General features: G+C 42.1%; 16 protein-coding genes. 8 read left to right on the top strand and 8 right to left on the bottom strand.

Going from position 1 to position 16,761, the window contains the following annotated elements:
• Positions 1-5: 5 nt before the first annotated feature.
• The 5 genes from CWC16_RS03635 to lptM all read right to left on the bottom strand — a co-directional run bounded on the left by CWC16_RS03635 (position 6) and on the right by lptM (position 3,895).
• Positions 6-950 (bottom strand): tyrosine recombinase XerC, encoded by a 945-nt coding sequence (locus CWC16_RS03635; RefSeq protein ID WP_138540543.1) that lies wholly within the window; start codon positions 948-950, stop codon positions 6-8.
• On the bottom strand, positions 947-1,558 hold the full coding sequence (locus CWC16_RS03630; RefSeq protein WP_138540542.1) for a DUF484 family protein: 612 nt from the start codon (positions 1,556-1,558) through the stop codon (positions 947-949). Before CWC16_RS03630 ends, CWC16_RS03635 begins: the two co-directional genes overlap by 4 nt.
• Entirely contained in the window at positions 1,555-2,385 is an 831-nt protein-coding gene (gene dapF, locus CWC16_RS03625; protein WP_004588980.1) for a diaminopimelate epimerase, read from the bottom strand. The genes CWC16_RS03630 and dapF overlap by 4 nt, the downstream gene beginning before the upstream one ends.
• A gap of 64 nt (positions 2,386-2,449) precedes the next feature.
• Positions 2,450-3,703 carry a diaminopimelate decarboxylase gene (gene lysA / locus CWC16_RS03620; RefSeq protein WP_055018208.1) on the bottom strand — a complete coding sequence of 418 codons (1,254 nt, stop codon included), beginning with the start codon at positions 3,701-3,703 and terminating at the stop codon, positions 2,450-2,452.
• On the bottom strand, positions 3,704-3,895 hold the full coding sequence (gene lptM / locus CWC16_RS03615; RefSeq protein WP_138540541.1) for an LPS translocon maturation chaperone LptM: 192 nt from the start codon (positions 3,893-3,895) through the stop codon (positions 3,704-3,706). It abuts the gene before it with no gap.
• 148 nt (positions 3,896-4,043) lie between these two features.
• On the opposite strand from lptM, the gene cyaY reads away from it, so the two are divergent.
• The 8 genes from cyaY to add all read left to right on the top strand — a co-directional run bounded on the left by cyaY (position 4,044) and on the right by add (position 13,773).
• Positions 4,044-4,367, top strand: coding sequence for an iron donor protein CyaY (cyaY, locus tag CWC16_RS03610; RefSeq protein ID WP_055015887.1), 324 nt, complete (start codon positions 4,044-4,046; stop codon positions 4,365-4,367).
• A complete protein-coding gene (locus CWC16_RS03605) occupies positions 4,364-5,020 on the top strand; it encodes an alpha/beta hydrolase (RefSeq protein WP_138540568.1) in 657 nt (218 codons plus the stop codon). Before cyaY ends, CWC16_RS03605 begins: the two co-directional genes overlap by 4 nt.
• A 21-nt stretch (positions 5,021-5,041) precedes the next feature.
• On the top strand, positions 5,042-5,986 hold the full coding sequence (locus CWC16_RS03600) for a DUF2914 domain-containing protein (RefSeq protein ID WP_138540540.1): 945 nt from the start codon (positions 5,042-5,044) through the stop codon (positions 5,984-5,986).
• A gap of 35 nt (positions 5,987-6,021) precedes the next feature.
• The gene (hemC, locus tag CWC16_RS03595; RefSeq protein ID WP_138540539.1) at positions 6,022-6,960 is read left to right on the top strand and encodes a hydroxymethylbilane synthase; all 939 of its coding nucleotides are present in this window, start codon (positions 6,022-6,024) and stop codon (positions 6,958-6,960) included.
• Positions 6,961-8,790 carry a uroporphyrinogen-III synthase gene (locus CWC16_RS03590; RefSeq protein ID WP_138540538.1) on the top strand — a complete coding sequence of 610 codons (1,830 nt, stop codon included), beginning with the start codon at positions 6,961-6,963 and terminating at the stop codon, positions 8,788-8,790.
• Positions 8,787-9,896 carry a heme biosynthesis HemY N-terminal domain-containing protein gene (locus CWC16_RS03585; RefSeq protein WP_138540537.1) on the top strand — a complete coding sequence of 370 codons (1,110 nt, stop codon included), beginning with the start codon at positions 8,787-8,789 and terminating at the stop codon, positions 9,894-9,896. The genes CWC16_RS03590 and CWC16_RS03585 overlap by 4 nt, the downstream gene beginning before the upstream one ends.
• A 46-nt stretch (positions 9,897-9,942) precedes the next feature.
• Complete coding sequence (locus CWC16_RS03580) at positions 9,943-12,633, top strand: CHASE domain-containing protein (protein WP_138540536.1); 2,691 nt, start codon at positions 9,943-9,945, stop codon at positions 12,631-12,633.
• Positions 12,634-12,771: 138 nt separating this feature from the next.
• The gene (gene add / locus CWC16_RS03575) at positions 12,772-13,773 is read left to right on the top strand and encodes an adenosine deaminase (protein WP_055015892.1); all 1,002 of its coding nucleotides are present in this window, start codon (positions 12,772-12,774) and stop codon (positions 13,771-13,773) included.
• Positions 13,774-13,818: 45 nt separating this feature from the next.
• Here the strand turns inward: add and CWC16_RS03570 are convergent, their stop codons facing one another.
• From CWC16_RS03570 to ubiD, 3 genes are all read right to left on the bottom strand, one after another.
• Entirely contained in the window at positions 13,819-14,235 is a 417-nt protein-coding gene (locus CWC16_RS03570; RefSeq protein WP_055015893.1) for a CBS domain-containing protein, read from the bottom strand.
• Between the two features lie 160 nt (positions 14,236-14,395).
• Positions 14,396-15,109, bottom strand: a complete 714-nt coding sequence (gene fre, locus CWC16_RS03565) for an NAD(P)H-flavin reductase (protein ID WP_055015894.1) — start codon at positions 15,107-15,109, stop codon at positions 14,396-14,398.
• Positions 15,110-15,212: 103 nt separating this feature from the next.
• Positions 15,213-16,679, bottom strand: a complete 1,467-nt coding sequence (ubiD, locus tag CWC16_RS03560; RefSeq protein WP_138540535.1) for a 4-hydroxy-3-polyprenylbenzoate decarboxylase — start codon at positions 16,677-16,679, stop codon at positions 15,213-15,215.
• Between the last annotated feature and the right edge of the window lie 82 nt (positions 16,680-16,761).

Raw genomic sequence — 16,761 nt, 5'->3', positions numbered from 1 at the left:
CATTCCTAATCGGTTTGTTTTTTAGCGCGCGGATGGGTGTTGTCGTACACCTTGGCTAAATGCTGAAAATCTAAATGTGTATACACTTGCGTAGCCGACAAACTACTGTGCCCTAATAGTTCTTGTACAGCGCGTAAATCGCCAGATGATTCTAAAATATGAGAGGCAAACGAGTGGCGAAGTTTATGTGGGTGCACTTGTGAGCTAATACCTTGTTTTATTCCCCACTCTTGCATGCGTAAGCGAACTTGGCGAACCGAAATACGGTTTTTTTTACTGCTTAAAAACACCGCCATTTCGTCTGGCATTGCAAATTGCCCCCGTATATTGAGCCAATTTTTTAACGCTTTAAGCGCTTTGCTACCTACGGGAATGAGGCGTTCTTTGTTACCTTTACCTTTAACTAATATTTCGCCATTTGCAGAGTTTATATCGCGTAAGTTGGTGCCAACTAACTCGCTGATGCGCAACCCAGATGAATACATAAGCTCCATCATGGCCTTGTCTCGTATGGCTAATGGGTCATCATCGCTAATTTCCAGTAGGCTTGCCATCTGATCAACGTCGAGATTTTTAGGTAAAGGCTTTGAAAATTTAGGGCCTTTAATACCCTGCGCTGGGTTATGATAATGCGCGTGGTGCGCAACGTTTTTGGCCTTTAAAAATTTATACAAACTACGAATGCAGCTTAATTTTAAACTAATGGTGCGTCCGCTTAATTGCTTTGTGCGAAGTGCCATGCTGTAGCGGCGAATATGCTCCCCTTGTACGCCAAACCAGTCGTCACATAATTTACTAAAATACAGGGCGGCAAAGTTTAGCTGGCTAACATACTGATTTACAGTGTGCTCTGAGTACTGTCTTTCGTACTTTAAATAGTCACTAAATAAATGAATGGGGTTACGCCAATGCTCACTTAATTGTTCAGTGTTAGGCGTCTCGTCGCTCATGCCAATTCCAATAGCCTAAGTTGCAATGCATGCACAAAATCAAGCACAAACAGGTTATCTTGTGCAGGCTCAAAATGGTTTTCATCATGGCTGCCAAAGGCCAATATAGCAACGGGCTTTTCAACGCAGCCAATTAAGTAAATAGCAGAAGATTGCGTGTTTTCGCAAAATAATAGCTCACGCTCTTGCTGATTAACGCGTCCTAAGTAGTGCCCAAACTGGCTAAGGCGGTGCTCAATAAGTTCATCAAAAATGTTGTTATATTTAACCAACCTACACTCGCTAATGTGTGGGCTGGTACAAATAATATTGCGCAAATTTGCGGCAAGCGTATTAAAGTCGTAATTTGTCCACAGTTGACGATGGCACTGGCTAAACAAGCGATACACTAGCTCATTTTGCGTTGCGTGTTGGCTCATACTCTGTATTTGATTTTTTAACTGAGTATTGTGCTCGCGTAACTGGCGCTGTTGTATATGTACAAGCGAGGTAGCCCCTTGCGCTTTGTGGTGTAACTCAAGTTGTGCAAGCAGCTCTGGCTGCTCTAATAAAAAATCTGGGTGGCGCGCTAAATACTCAGCAACGCGTTCTTTTGTTAGCTCGCTCATAAAGCAACTTGCCCATCGAAGACATGCTCGGCAGGGCCGGTCATACGAACAGGGTGACCTTCGCCGCTCCAACGCACTTGTAATGTGCCACCGGGTAAATCAACTTGTACCGTGGTGTTAAGTTTGCTCTGAATGTGACCAATGACCATTGCTGCGCAGGCGCCCGTACCACACGCTAAGGTTTCACTAACGCCGCGCTCCCAGACTCTTAACTTAATATGATCTTGCGAGACCACCTGCATAAAGCCAATATTGGCACGATTTGGAAAGCGCTCGTGGTTTTCAAGTAGTGGGCCAAGCACCTCAACTTGTGCGGTTGCTATATCGTCAACTTCTAGCACGCAATGTGGGTTACCCATAGACACGGCGCCACTAAACACAGTGTGTTCTTGCGCTCTTATTATATAAGTGAGTTCTCGCTTGCTGGCTTTAAGCGGGATTTTAGCAGGCTCAAAATTAGGGTGGCCCATGTTAACCGTTACTTGGCCGTCTTTTTCTATGTATAGCGTAAGGTTGCCTGACTTGGTCGAAACACTAATTTTGTGCTTGTTAGTTAAGCCTTTCATACGCACAAAACGGGCAAAACAGCGTGCGCCATTTCCGCATTGTTCTACTTCATTGCCATCGGCATTAAATATACGGTAATGGAAGTCGAGATCAGGGGAATAAGGGGCTTCAACCATAAGTAATTGGTCAAAGCCAATACCAAAGTGGCGATCAGCCAGTTTTTTTATTTGATCGCGAGACAAAAATACATTTTGTGTAATGTTATCAATTACAACAAAGTCGTTGCCTAAGCCGTGCATTTTGGAAAAATTAACTAACATAGCGCTCTAATTCGGGTTTGCTCTGCGCTAATCATGCCACAGAGCAGCGCCTTAACAAAAACGTTTATGGTAAAATTTTCTCACCTTGATAAAGGCTCTCGATGGTTTCGCGTTGGCGAATAAGGTGGTGTTGCTCACCATCTACCATTATTTCGGCCACACGTGGGCGAGAGTTGTAGTTTGAACTCATGGTAAAACCATAGGCACCGGCACTTCGTTGTGCTAATAAGTCGCCTTGTTTGAGCGCTAAGTCACGATTTTTCCCTAAAAAGTCGCCGGTTTCGCACACAGGACCCACAATATCAAAGTTGCGTGTTGGGGTATCGTCATTGCGCACTGAGATAGGAATAATTTTTTGCCATGCCTGATAAAGCGAAGGGCGAAGCATGTCGTTCATACCCGCATCGACAATAGCGAAAAACTTATCTTGGTTTTGTTTAATAAACTCAACCTGCGTTACTAAAATTCCAGCGTTAGCGGCTATAGCGCGTCCTGGCTCAAAAATAAGTTCAAGGTGTTTGTAATTGGCTAGACGCTCGGTAACTTGCGCTGCATATTCGCTAGGGTGAGGCGGTTGCTCATTATTATAAGGCACGCCCAATCCGCCACCAATATCTAAATGGGTAAGCTCAATTCCTTTTTCCTTGAGTTCATCTATTAAAGCGATTAGTTTATCAAGTGCTTCTAAAAAAGGTTTAACCTCAGTTAATTGCGACCCTATGTGGCAATCAACGCCGGTTACCTTTAAACCAGGTAAAGACGCCGCATGCTGATAAACGCTCACAGCCGTTTGTATATCAATCCCAAACTTGTTTTCTTTCAAACCGGTAGAAATATACGGGTGTGTTTTTGCATCTATATCGGGGTTTACGCGAATAGAAATAGGTGCTTCCAAATTTAATTCGCACGCAACTTCTGAAATACGCTCAAGCTCTGAGACCGACTCGACATTAAAACATTTAATACCTAATTTTAGTGCATAAGCAATTTCGTCGGCGGTTTTAGCTACACCAGAAAACACCACTTTACTGGCATCACCGCCAGCTTTTATTACACGTGCCAGTTCGCCCTTCGATACGATGTCAAACCCTGAGCCTAAACGCGCTAATATATTTAATACTGCAATATTAGAATTGGCTTTGACTGCATAGCACACTAGGCTTTTATGGTTTTTAGTGGCATTTGCAAAAGCTAAAAAATGGCGCTCAAATGTAGCACGCGAGTAAACATAACAAGGCGTACCGTATTGCTGAGCAATAGCGGCGACACTGACGTCTTCTGCAAATAATTGGTTGTTTTGGTAGTTAAAGTAATCCATTTATTGCTCCTGCGCTTGCTCTGTATTGGTTTTTTTTACAGGCGTTGACTGTGCCGTATTAGGGGGTGTGTTTTGCTCAGTTTGCTGCTCTGGTAAATACAAAGGCCCACTTTGGCCGCAGCCAGCTAATGCACCTAGCAGTAAAGTACTTATAAATAGTCGTTTTAATTGTAAGGTATGTGTCGCTTTCATTAGATTAATACGGTTGCTGGCTTTATAATCGCAGAGTAACAGAATATCTAAAAAATGCAGCTATTCGCGGATGATTTTATTCCTGTTACACTAGCTGTATATAAACCGTACCCAATATTACGCAGCTCGCCTGCAAAGGAAAATTACAATGACTGAAAGTGAATATCACCAATTAGCCGAAGCGCTTATGTACACAATTGAAGAGCAAGTTGATGATTGTGAAGCAGATTTAGATTATGAGTCGGCAGAAGGTATTTTAGAAATAATTTTCCCTGATAAAAGTAAAATTGTAATTAATAAACAGGCGCCTTTGCATCAAGTATGGGTTGCAACTAAATTTAATGGCCACCATTTTGAAATGCGTGATGGGCAATGGATTGATAACCGCTCAGGTGCAGAGTTCTGGGAGTTTATGAACCAAGCGTCTACTCGCCAAGCTGGCCAAGAGATTAAGTGGCAATCAAGCTTATGAGTTTAGAGTTTGCACAATACCCAGCGCAAGGTGAGCACAAAGCCACTGTGATTTGGTTACATGGTTTAGGTGACTCTGGCGATGGCTTTGCTCCGGTTGCACCGCAACTTAATTTACCCAGTGAGCTTGGCATACGATTTATTTTTCCGCATGCGCCTATTCAACCGGTCACCATAAATGGTGGCGTGGAAATGCGCTCGTGGTACGACATTAAATCTATAGAATTAGACAAACGTGCCGATGAACAAGGCGTGAGAGATTCAGCCGAAAAAGTGCAAGCCCTGATCAATCAAGAAATAGAAAATGGTATACCTGCCAATAAAATTATTTTGGCGGGCTTTTCGCAAGGGGGCGTGGTGTCTTTACATTTAGCGCCGCGATTTGAGCATAAATTGGCAGGTGTTATGGCGCTGTCTACTTATATGTGCGTGCCTGAAAAGCTAGCGCAAGAAGCAAAGCATACTGATTTAAATGTATTTATGGCGCATGGTAGCCAAGATAATGTAGTGCCGCATAGTGCGGGTAGAAGTGCGTTTGAAGTATTAACAGCACATAACATGGATGTAAGCTGGCAAGAATACCCTATGGCTCATCAGGTTTGCGCAGAAGAACTGCAAGCTATTCGCCAATGGTTAATTGCCCGTTTAAGCTAATTTGGAACCGCTGAGGTCAATATGAGTCAAAAAATAGTTATTAAAGCAAATGTAAAACGCGAACCACAAAATAGTGTACCTAATGTAAGCTACGAGTGGCATTGGCGTCGTATTGCGAGTGTTTCTATGTTGGTAGCAATGACCTCGGCAGCGGTTGTGTATGGCTTAACGAGTTCGGTAAATGCCGATCAGGGCGAGCAGGCGAAAGAGCAATCGCCTTATTTACATTTAAGCGAAGGCGCCGCAGATAATGTTGAGCCTGCTGTGCGTGTAAATGATGAGCAAATGCACCCAAACGAGCCTATATTAGCGAATGATATAGCAGATGTTGCGCCAGCGGTGCTTGAGGATGAAAGCGTTAATAATGATACTTTATCAGCGCAAAGCAATAATGAGCAAACGGATATAGAGCCAATTGCTAACGTTCAAAGCAATCAAGTTTCTGTTATTGAGCAATCAGATGCCGAACTCGCTGAGCCTATCGCTAATCGGCCGCTTACAAACACCCAGTTAAGCGCATCACCCAATGAACAGCTCCCAGATATTGAAAACGACGACGGCTCGCTAACTAGCAGTGAAGGTTTTTCATCTACGGCGCACATTGCAAGCGTTGCGTTAGGTGCACAAATTGATACAGGTAAAATTAGCCGTGCAGTACTTACTCGCAAAGTAAGTAAGCGCGAGCCCACTAATGTATTTGCTGCAGATATCCGTTTAAATCAGTTTGAAGAGTCGCTCTCGTTTTTTAGTGAGCTTAAAAATCTACAAGGCCAACAAGTAAAGCATGTATGGTCTTATGAGGGTGAAACCATGGCTGAGATTTCGCTTAATGTTACCTCGCCGCGCTACAGAACGTACTCGACCAAAAATATTATGAATACACAAACAGGCCATTGGCGTGTAGATGTTGTTGATGAGCAAGGTAATTTAATTGCTCAAAAAGAATTTAGAATTTTAGCTAATTAAGCGTGGCTATTAGCTGTAACTATTTGGATACCCCTATGACAGAAAAAACAAAGTTAGTACGCATTGCAACTCGTAAGAGTGCTTTAGCGCTTTGGCAGGCTGAATTTGTAAAAGCACAGCTTGAGCATTTTCATGCTGATGTACGCGTAGAATTAGTCCCTATGTCTACCCAAGGGGATATTATTTTAGATACACCGCTTGCTAAGATTGGTGGTAAAGGCTTGTTTGTTAAAGAGCTTGAGCAAGCCATGTTAGATGGCCGTGCCGATATTGCTGTCCATTCAATGAAAGATGTACCCGTTGAGTTTCCAGAAGGTTTAGCGCTGCACACAATTTGTGAGCGTGAAGACCCGCGCGACGCGTTTGTATCAAATAACTATACTAATTTAAGCGAATTACCCCAAGGTGCTGTGGTGGGGACTTCTAGCCTTCGCCGCCAGTGCCAAATTAGAGCTCTGCGCCCTGATTTAGTCATTAAAGACTTACGTGGTAATGTAAATACCCGTTTAGCAAAACTAGATGATGGCCAGTATGATGCAATTATTTTAGCCGCAGCGGGGCTGCTTCGCTTAAAAATGGATGACCGTATTGCTGATTATATTGAGCCTGAGGTGTCGCTTCCTGCTAACGGACAAGGTGCTGTGGGTATTGAGTGTCGTATTGATGATGAAGTAACAAAAGCCTTACTTGCCCCGCTTGAGCATACCCAAACACGTATACGTGTAAATGCAGAGCGCGCGATGAACCGCCATTTAGAAGGTGGCTGCCAGGTACCAATTGGCGCGTATGCATTAGTTGATGGTGATCAAGTGCATTTACGCGGACTAGTTGGTGCAGTAGATGGTAGTGAAATTTTGCATGACGAAGTAACCGGTCATATAAATGATGCAGAAGCAATTGGTGTTGAGCTTGCTAAAAAATTATTAGCGCAAGGCGCCGACAAAATATTAGCAGAAGTATATAGAGACGCATAAATGACACATATCCTGATAACTCGGCCCGAAGGAAAAGGCGCAGCCCTTGCTCAGCAACTTGAGCAAGCGGGTTATCAGGCGTCATTGTTTCCTGTTTTAAAAATATCCTACCTTACGCCTTCTTCTACCGAGCTAAGCCCATTAATTAATGCCGATAAAATTATTTTTATCTCTCAAGATGCCGTTACTGCACTAGCGCAATTAAAGCCTACAATAAATACTAAAGCACAATATTATGCAGTAGGGCAGCAAACTGCTGATACTGTTTATGAAGTGTTTGGTGTACGAGCTGCACTACCCAAGCAGCATGACTCTGAGGGGTTATTAGCGCTTAAGTCTTTAGCTGAGGTGGAAGGCAGTAATATTGTATTAGTAAAAGGCCAAGCAGGGCGCCCAGATATTGCCAAAACCTTAAAGGCGCGTGGGGCTTTTTTAAATAATTGTGTGGTATACAAACGTGAGCCAATAAGCGCTGAAGAAAGCAACTGGACAGACCACTGGCAAAGCCTGAAAGTACAAGGTATAGTCATAACCAGTAATGCAGCAGTAGATGCAATATTTAATAACCTAACTGAACAACAATTACAGTGGTTACAACAGTGCCGATTTTATGTTGCTAGCGAGCGTATAGCCGCTTATTTACAACAGCAACAGGTAAGCTCGGCTAATATACACATTGCCGCAGGGGCAAGCGATACCGCTATGTTTTCCTGCATAAAACAGCAAGGTAGCAAGATGAGCGAACAGTCAAAGCCAGTTACGGCAGATAATAAAACCCCAGCTAAACCAGCTGCGCCTTCAAATAAAAAAGAGCCTGCACATGCAACGGGTACGGCCAATAAAAAACAAAAAATAAGTAAAATAGCGGTTCTTGCGCTTGTTATTTCTCTTATTGTTGCAAGTGGCGTTGGTTATGAGTTTTACCAAAAGTTAAACGCTGGTAAAGCCCAAGATGTAGCGGTTAACGAATTGAGTGAACAAAATAAGCGACTTACTCAAGAGCTTCAAGCGCTTAAATCGGCGCAATCTAATCTTCAGCAAGCTTTATTCAACAGTGAACAAAAAGTGGCTGCTGCGCTTAATGAAAGTGCAGAGAACAACCAGCAACAATTAAAAGCAGCATTGCAACAAGCTCAGCAGCAAGGCGCTTCGCTCAACCCGCAAGAGGTGACCAGTTTACAGCGTATGGCAGAGTTTAAATTGTGGGCTGAAAAAGATTACCAAGGTGCCAGCGCTGTACTTAAGCGCTTAGATGCCTTATTGAGTGAACACCCAGGTACAGTTTCGGTTCGCCAGGCAATAACACAAGACATTCAAACATTAGATAGCTTAGAGCCGATTCCTACAGAAGCCATTTACTTAAAGCTCAATAGTGTTTTAACAAATATTGATAATTTAGCGTTTAATGCAGTAAATATTCCTGAAGAAGCGAGTCAAGTTGACGATAATGCGTTAAGCGAAGATGTAAGCGATTGGCAGCAAAACCTAAGTAATAGCTGGAATAAGCTAGTTGACAGCTTTATTACTATTCGTCAGCACGAAGGGGTTGCTATAGAGCCACTGTTAACCGATCAGGAGCGTCACTTAATTAATCAACGTATTAAATTAAATGTGACACAAGCCCAAGATGCATTAATGAGCAAACAAGCGAGCATTTATTTTAGTGCCATAAGTGAGGCAAAGCGTCTTGTTAATGAGTATTTTAAGCAAGATGACGAAGCCACTAAAGTAGTTATAAATGCACTAACTAGCCTAGAAAAAGAGCCATTAAACTTTAACCCTGAAGTAGACTTACAAAGTACACAGCAGGTTAAGGAGTGGGCGCAATGATAGGGCTTATAGTATTAATTGTTGCGATTGTTTTAGTTTTAGCCGTTACGCCATTTGTGCTGGATGAAAAAGGCTATGTACTGATCTCGTTTAATAACACCACAATTGAAGGCACGATTGTATCGTTTTGTATTATGGCGGCAATTATCGCAGCTGTTTTATATTTAACTTACAAATTAGTGCGCTATTTATTGTCGATTTACCATAATACTAAGCATGGTTTTTTTGCACGCAGTGAAGAGCGTAAACACGCCGCTATAGAGCAAGCCTTATGGAGTGCAATAAACGATGATTACGAGCTTGTAGAGCAAACGTTATCAGGTAATAGTGTACCGAGTAAATTTGAAGATATTCGCTTAGCGCTATTAGCAAAGGCGGCGCTTGCTAATAACCAAACTGACAAAGCACTAGAGCGCTTATTTGAAATTAGCCCAGAGCAGCAGCTTAACGTAGCTAAACTTTGGATAGCCAGTGGCGATAGCAGTGCAATAGAATCGCAAATGCGCGCTAACGCAAATTCAAAAAAAGCGACACCACTTGAGCTTAAACTATACGCCGAAATACTTGTGCAGCAACAACACTTTAGCGCGCTTGAAGACTTTTTACCGCGTTTACTTCGCAAAAAAGTCCTTAACGATACGCAGTGGACGCAGCTGTTTAATGCCTATTTTAATGCACAAGCTAACGATAAAATCACTGAAAAATATAAACAACTTCCTAAAAAGCTACAAGCTCATGCTAATACAGCTTACTTAATGCAAATGGCTAAAGTAGGCCAGTTAAGTGTGATTGAAAGCGACTTAATTAAAATGGTGAAGCATGAAGAGCAGCATGCCTTACTTGCCAATATATTAAGTAACGCTACTTCGGCAGAGGCTGTAAAGCTTCAAAGTAGTATTCAAGAGCGCCTGAAAAAAGATGATGCGAACAACGCATTATTACTCTCGCTTGCATGTTTAGCCAATGTCCAAGGTGATTATGAGTTAGCTGCAAAGGTTTTTGATAAAGCCTTAAATATCAAAAACAAAAAGCAATTTGCTCAGCAAGCAGCGCTAAGCTATAAAAATACTGCACAAGCCGATAAAGCACTCGTTTTGTATCAATAAAGGCTACACTTATACTTTTGCAGCTTTGATATTCGGGAGCATTGGGTTGAAACACTTTTTCATTGTCACTGTAAGTTTAGCGTGCGCTTACTTTTTTACCGGATATTTTAGCAACTTATTATTGGCAATCGATGGTTATGCCGTAGCTGTGTGGCCGCCTTCGGGAATTGCGCTTGCTGGCTTTTTAATTTGGGGCAGAAAGAGCTTACTAGGTATTGTTTTAGGGGCTTTTTTTACTAACATAATTCATTTAGAAAACGCCTCAGCGATATTTCAATTAAGTGTATTTATGCATGCTGCGGCTGTTACCTTGGCTGCTACTTTACAAGCATGGGTAGGTAGCCAATTGGTCACTAAAGTGATTAAAGCACCACTGGACTTATCTTCTTTAAAACACTGTATTCAAAGCCTCGTTGTTGCCGGCCCGTTGTGCTGTTTTATAGCTGCAGGTGTAGGCACCAGCTTATTAATTTTTAATGGCGTTATTGTGTCTCAAGCGGGTTGGGATACGTTTATAGCGTGGTGGATAGGCGACAGTATTGGGGTGCTTGTTTTTACTCCGCTTATGCTAGCTGCATTTAACTATTCACAGGTAAATTATCGCCTACAAGTTATACTACCCTCACTGTTAATTTATATGGTTATAAGTATTAGCTTTTATGGCGCGGCCAGTGTAAAAAAAGAAAAAAACATTCAAAAAGAAGAGCTTAAAATATTAGCCACGCAAGATGCTATCAACAATAAAATTAACGAAATAACAGCACACCTCGCCTTACTGGCAACCTTTTTTTCTAGTAGTGACGATGTGAGCTTTACTGAATTTAAGCAATTTACGTCTAAGCAGCTTAGTTACAGCGAAGAAATTTTAGCATTTGAGTGGGTGCCCTACTTACCAAGTGAAAACTTAGCTCAGTATATAGAGGCTAATAACAACACAGAGCTTGCTAAATATAACTTAAAAGAAAGAGCAAAAGATGGCAGTTGGCAGGCCGCTCTCCCACGAGATTTTTATTACCCCGTACAATACGCACACCCTTTATCGGGAAATGAAGATGTAATTGGTTTTGATCTTGCCTCAAATGAGGTAAGGCGATCTGCATTAATAAAAGCAAAAGTGTTAAATGAGTTGGTGATTAGTGAGCCAATAAATTTAGTGCAAAACGAAGCTGAGCGCGGCGTGTTGTTTTTTCATCCGGTGTTTGGCAACAATATTACCGAAGACGATTTTAAAGGTTTTGTGGTCGCCGTGGTTAGTTTAGAGAGGCTATCAAACGCAGTGTTATTTGATCATAACAACGGTGTTGCAGTGAGCTTTACAGACACGACAACAGAGAATAATGCACAACCTATATTTATTGCTGAACACCAGCAACTATTGCCGTTAAAAGACTACAAGTTATTGGTAGGTAAGCGAGTATGGCAGGTGGAACTGCATCAGCCAATGCAACGAGAGTCATGGCTAGTTTACTGGCTTGCGCAAATAGCCGGCATGTTATTTGTTTGGCTGCTTATTACCTTTTTAATATCGGTAACGGGTACCAATATTCGTATACGTGAGCAAGTAGCGAAGCAAACTAAAATTTTACGCTTAGAAAAGCAAAAGGCCGATGAAGCCAATGAAATAAAAAGCCAGTTTTTAGCGAATATGAGCCACGAAGTTCGCACGCCTATTAATGGCATTAAAGGGCTGCATTATTTAGCCCTACAACAAAATGATTGGCAGCAAGCACGCAGTTATATAGAGCAAGCAGATGGGGCACTGGGCGTATTGCTAAGAGTACTTAATGATGTACTTGATTTTTCAAAAATGGAAGCAGGGAAGCTCGATTTAATTCAAGAGCCTATAAGTGTAGGTGCCGTGTGTGAAGAAGTGGCCAATTTACTGCAATTTGATATCGATGCCAAGTCGCTAGAGTTTATGCTTGATTACGATAAATCTAGCAACTTGGTTATCAACACCGACCCAATACGCTTAAAGCAAGTTTTGCTAAATCTAATCAATAATGCCATTAAATTTACAGCCAAAGGCAGCATTACACTCAAGGTGTGGCAGTCTAAAAAAATGACCTACTTTAGCGTTAATGATACCGGAATTGGAATCAGTGAAGAGGCGCAAAAACAGCTCTTTAAACCATTTGCACAAGCAGATAGTTCTACCTCGCGTCAATATGGCGGCACCGGGTTAGGTTTAAGTATATGCAAGAAGCTTGTGCAGTTGATGGGCGGAGAAATTGATTTAATAAGCCAAGAGGGGCACGGCTCTACATTTACTTTTAGCTTACCGATTTATTCGCCGTTGCCAAAGGCTGAGCAAATAAAGCAACAATATGATGAAATAGATGTTAGTACGCTTTCTTTTGCAGATTATAAATTATTACTTGTTGAAGATAATCCATTAAATCAGCACGTCGCGAGTGCTATTTTAAAAACCAAAGGGTGTATTGCTGATATTGCCAATGATGGCTTTGAGGCGATTGAAAAACTGACAGAGCATACCTACGACATTGTGCTTATGGATATACAAATGCCAAAAATGGATGGCCTTGAAGCCACGCGAGTTATTCGTAATGAGCTAGGTTTGTTTGACCTACCTATCATAGGCTTATCTGCTAATGCTCACGATGACGATGTTAAAAAAGCAGTGGCCAGTGGTATGGATAATTATATTACTAAACCTATTGAAGCAAATACTTTATTTAAAACACTCTGGCATCACCTAGCGCATCAAAATAAGTGAACAAAAACCTAATTTTGTTCACTTTTTGAGTAAAAAGCAGACATATGACCGCTAATATTTACTTTAACTGCTCTACACTTGAAAAATAACTGTACCTGCGTATCATGCGCGCAATTTTAACCTAACCGAGTCGCTATTATGATAAATAAAAAATTACCTCTGCTAGACATTCATCGCCATTTAGATGGCAATGTACGTGCGCAAACCATACTAGAGCTTGGTCAACAGTTTAATATTACGCTACCCGCTGATAACGTAGAGGCGCTTATCCCTCATGTGCAAGTTATTGATCCTGAACCTGATTTAATGGCATTTTTGCAAAAGCTCGACTGGGGGGTCACGGTACTGGGCGATTACGACGCTTGTAGACGCATTGCAGTTGAAAACATAGAAGATGCGCAAGCCCAAGGACTTGATTATGTAGAGCTTCGCTTTAGCCCATATTATATGGCACAAAGCCAAGGCTTACACCCGCAAGGGGTGGTAGAGGCCGTGGTTGACGGTATAAAATCGGCGACTCAAGGCGCCAATATTAAAGCAAACTTAATTGGTATTATGTCGCGTACTTACGGGGTTAAAACGTGTCAGCAGGAGCTTGACGCATTACTTGCCTTTAAAAATGATTTAGTGGCGATTGATTTAGCCGGAGATGAAATTGGTTTCCCGGGTGAGCTTTTTATCGAACAATTTAAGCAAGTAAGAGACGCATACCTAGCCGCTACCATTCATGCCGGTGAAGCGCTCGGCGCTGCAAGTATTTGGCAAGCCATTAATGAATTAGGTGCAAGCCGTATAGGTCATGGGGTAAAAGCAATCGAAGACCCTAAACTAATGGACTACCTGCGCGATAACCGCATTGGTATTGAGTCGTGCCTAACCAGCAATATTCAAACCAGTACTGTAAACGATTTAGCTAAACACCCCCTTAAACAGTTTTTAGATCACGGTATTTTAGCATGTATTAATACCGACGATCCTGCTGTAGAGGGGATTGAGATTGAGCATGAGTACGTAGTGGCTGCGCCAAAGGCAGGCTTAACTCAAGCCGATATGCAAAAGGCACAAGCAAATGCCCTAGAAATTGCATTTTTAAGCGACAGCGATAAAGCCGCGTTAACCGCACTTGCTGCAGCACGTTAAACACGCTTAATACAAAAAATGCCGCTTATTTGCGGCATTTTTTTGTTAGCTTACTTTTGTTTGGCAGCTCACGTAATTATCAAAAAGTGCCTTTAATATATCGCTTCGGCCAATGAGGCCTATTACGGTATCCCCCTCAACGACGGGGTAGTTTTTAGGCTTTCCTGTTTTCATTTGCTCAGCAAGCTCGATTATATTGGTGTCGGCATTAACGGTTACAACCTCTGTTTGCATAAGCTGTGAAACTTTTACAACACCATCGCAAAAATAGCTGCTTTGCATTAATGGCTTTAAAAGCTCTTGCTCAGATATAAAACCAACCAATGATTTATTGTCGTCAAATACGGGCGCACCTAGTAACTTAAACTTTTGTAGTTCACTAATCGCGGTGGTCATTTCAGTATTTGGGGTAATGTGTGGCAACTTGCGTTGCATAAAATCTTTTACTTTTGTATTTAACATTTGGGTCTCTCCCGCTGATGTTCTGTACAAAGTATGGTTTATAGATAGGAATTTAGGAAATTGTTTATACTGATTAAAGCAATAGGCTATACCAATTAATAGCTTAAATTTGATAGAAATAATAAAGGCGCCATGGGCGCCTTTGTAGTAAGAATAAAATTTATTTTATAAACGCGAATGCATCTGCATACATGTTTTCGCGAACAGCACCGTGAGCAATAAAGTCATCACGAACAATGCCAATCATGTCAAAGCGACCAGCCATGTATATGTCGTACGGTTCTAGCGACACAATATCTTGCATTACTGCTTTGTGTACAAACCCAGTATGACCTTGCCAATTAGCAGATGGGTTTTCTACAACAGGAATAAATTTAAAGTGCTCGTTACTTTCTGCCCATGCTTGCATTTCGCTGTGAGCATACAACGCTGACTCTTCTTTAACACCCCAGTAAAATAATACTGGGCGGTCGCAGTTAATTTCAGCTAAATGATCAGCCATTGATTTTGCGTAAGAAAACCCCGTGCCGCCAGCCAATAAAATAATAGGGCGCTGACATTGTAAACGTAGTTGCGACACACCAAGGCCGGCTTCAATATCAACCAGCGTGTTATTTTGATGCGCATTACGCAAATGCTCAAGTGATTGCATTGCGTACGAATCAGCTTTAGATGCGCCAATATGAAGCTCTATTTCATCACATTGCGATGGACGGCTTGCAATCGAAAAAGCGCGCTTGTCTTTTTCACCAAGTACAAGTTGCATGTACTGGCCAGCTTCAAACGTAACAGGTTGTTGAGGCTTTAAAATTACTTTATGAACAAATTCTGTAAGTGGGCTGATGGCAACAACTTCAGCTTTTAATGTTTGCATTTTTTACCTTTTAGCAGCGTTTACGCAGATATGCAGTTAAGTGGGGCAATATTAACATACCTGCGGGGTTATTTTATAGCCTGTTTATATTCAGTAGGCGTGCTTAAAGTATATCGAGACTCTGCCAAATTTCGTCAACACGTTCTTTTGTTGCTTTATCCATAACTATTGGCTCGCCCCATTCGCGGTCGGTCTCACCTGGCCATTTATTGGTTGCATCCATGCCCATTTTGGAGCCAAGCCCAGATACAGGCGAGGCAAAATCGAGGTAATCTATTGGCGTGTTTTCAATTAATGTGGTGTCGCGTGCAGGGTCCATACGGGTAGTAATGGCCCAAATAACATCGTTCCAGTCACGAGCATTTACATCATCATCGCAAACAATAACAAACTTAGTGTACATAAACTGACGTAAAAACGACCATACGCCCATCATTACGCGCTTAGCATGGCCTGGGTATTGTTTTTTCATGGTTACCACGGCCATACGGTAAGAGCAGCCTTCGGGTGGCAAGTAAAAGTCGACGATTTCTGGAAACTGCTTTTGCAATATAGGCACAAACACTTCATTTAATGCCACGCCTAAAATTGCCGGCTCATCAGGCGGACGACCAGTAAATGTACTGTGATAAATTGGGTTTTTACGGTGAGTTAAATGGGTTACTGTCATTACAGGAAAATCATCAACTTCGTTGTAATAACCAGTGTGGTCACCATAGGGTCCTTCGGGCGCCATTTCGCCTGGCATAATGTAGCCTTCAAGTACTATTTCGGCACTGGCAGGAACTTGTAAGTCATTTGAAATAGACTTTACAACCTCCGTTTTACTACCACGCAGCAAGCCCGCAAAGGCATATTCGCTTAACGTGTCTGGCACAGGTGTAACGGCACCTAAAATAGTGGCAGGATCAGCCCCTAATGCAACCGAAACTGGATACGGTTCGCCGGGGTTTTCTTTGCACCATTCTTGAAAATCGAGCGCGCCACCGCGATGCGATAACCAACGCATAATGATTTTATTTTTACCTAATAGCTGCTGGCGGTAAATACCCAAATTTTGGCGCTTTTTATAAGGCCCTTTGGTAACAGTTAAACCCCAAGTAATAAGAGGTGCGGCATCGCCAGGCCAACAATGTTGTATAGGCAGCTTAGTTAAATCTACATCGTCACCTTCTAAAACAATCTGTTGGCATGGTGCTTTTTTAACTTCTTTAGCCGGCATATTGAGTACTTGTTTAAATACCGGAATTTGCCCTAGTGCTTCTTTAATCCCTTTTGGTGGCTCAGGCTCTTTTAAAAAAGCGAGTAGCTTGCCAACTTCACGCAGCTCGCTTACATCTTCTTGACCCATGCCCATAGCAACGCGCTTAGGCGTACCAAATAAGTTTGCAAGCACAGGCATACTGTGACCTTTTGGGTTTTCGAACAATAATGCGGGGCCTTTAGCACGTAATGTACGGTCGGCTATTTCGGTCATTTCAAGATACGGGTCGATTTCTTGAGTAATACGTTTAAGTTCGCCTTTTTTTTCAAGCAAATCGATAAAATCACGTAAATCTTTATATTTCATGGTAGGCCGCTACTAAGCAAAAAGTGAAAGTATTATACCCAACTAAACAACAAATGCATGTGCAGTTGTTAAGGGTCTGATA

The sequence above is a fragment of the Pseudoalteromonas sp. S3776 genome (assembly GCF_005886915.1).
Classification (GTDB): domain Bacteria; phylum Pseudomonadota; class Gammaproteobacteria; order Enterobacterales; family Alteromonadaceae; genus Pseudoalteromonas.
Note: the sequence above shows the minus strand (reverse complement) of the source record. Positions and strands in the feature narration are given on the sequence as shown.

Bases quoted from the DNA above. Each gene is read 5' to 3' on its own strand.
- CWC16_RS03600 (WP_138540540.1), top strand. From the start codon at position 5,042: ATGAGTCAAAAAATAGTTATTAAAGCAAATGTAAAACGCGAACCACAA.
- fre (WP_055015894.1), bottom strand. From the start codon at position 15,109: ATGCAAACATTAAAAGCTGAAGTTGTTGCCATCAGCCCACTTACAGAA.
- CWC16_RS03585 (WP_138540537.1), top strand. From the start codon at position 8,787: ATGATAGGGCTTATAGTATTAATTGTTGCGATTGTTTTAGTTTTAGCC.
- ubiD (WP_138540535.1), bottom strand. From the start codon at position 16,679: ATGAAATATAAAGATTTACGTGATTTTATCGATTTGCTTGAAAAAAAA.
- CWC16_RS03570 (WP_055015893.1), bottom strand. From the start codon at position 14,235: ATGTTAAATACAAAAGTAAAAGATTTTATGCAACGCAAGTTGCCACAC.
- hemC (WP_138540539.1), top strand. From the start codon at position 6,022: ATGACAGAAAAAACAAAGTTAGTACGCATTGCAACTCGTAAGAGTGCT.
- lptM (WP_138540541.1), bottom strand. From the start codon at position 3,895: ATGAAAGCGACACATACCTTACAATTAAAACGACTATTTATAAGTACT.
- CWC16_RS03635 (WP_138540543.1), bottom strand. From the start codon at position 950: ATGAGCGACGAGACGCCTAACACTGAACAATTAAGTGAGCATTGGCGT.
- dapF (WP_004588980.1), bottom strand. From the start codon at position 2,385: ATGTTAGTTAATTTTTCCAAAATGCACGGCTTAGGCAACGACTTTGTT.
- CWC16_RS03605 (WP_138540568.1), top strand. From the start codon at position 4,364: ATGAGTTTAGAGTTTGCACAATACCCAGCGCAAGGTGAGCACAAAGCC.
- CWC16_RS03590 (WP_138540538.1), top strand. From the start codon at position 6,961: ATGACACATATCCTGATAACTCGGCCCGAAGGAAAAGGCGCAGCCCTT.
- lysA (WP_055018208.1), bottom strand. From the start codon at position 3,703: ATGGATTACTTTAACTACCAAAACAACCAATTATTTGCAGAAGACGTC.
- cyaY (WP_055015887.1), top strand. From the start codon at position 4,044: ATGACTGAAAGTGAATATCACCAATTAGCCGAAGCGCTTATGTACACA.
- add (WP_055015892.1), top strand. From the start codon at position 12,772: ATGATAAATAAAAAATTACCTCTGCTAGACATTCATCGCCATTTAGAT.
- CWC16_RS03630 (WP_138540542.1), bottom strand. From the start codon at position 1,558: ATGAGCGAGCTAACAAAAGAACGCGTTGCTGAGTATTTAGCGCGCCAC.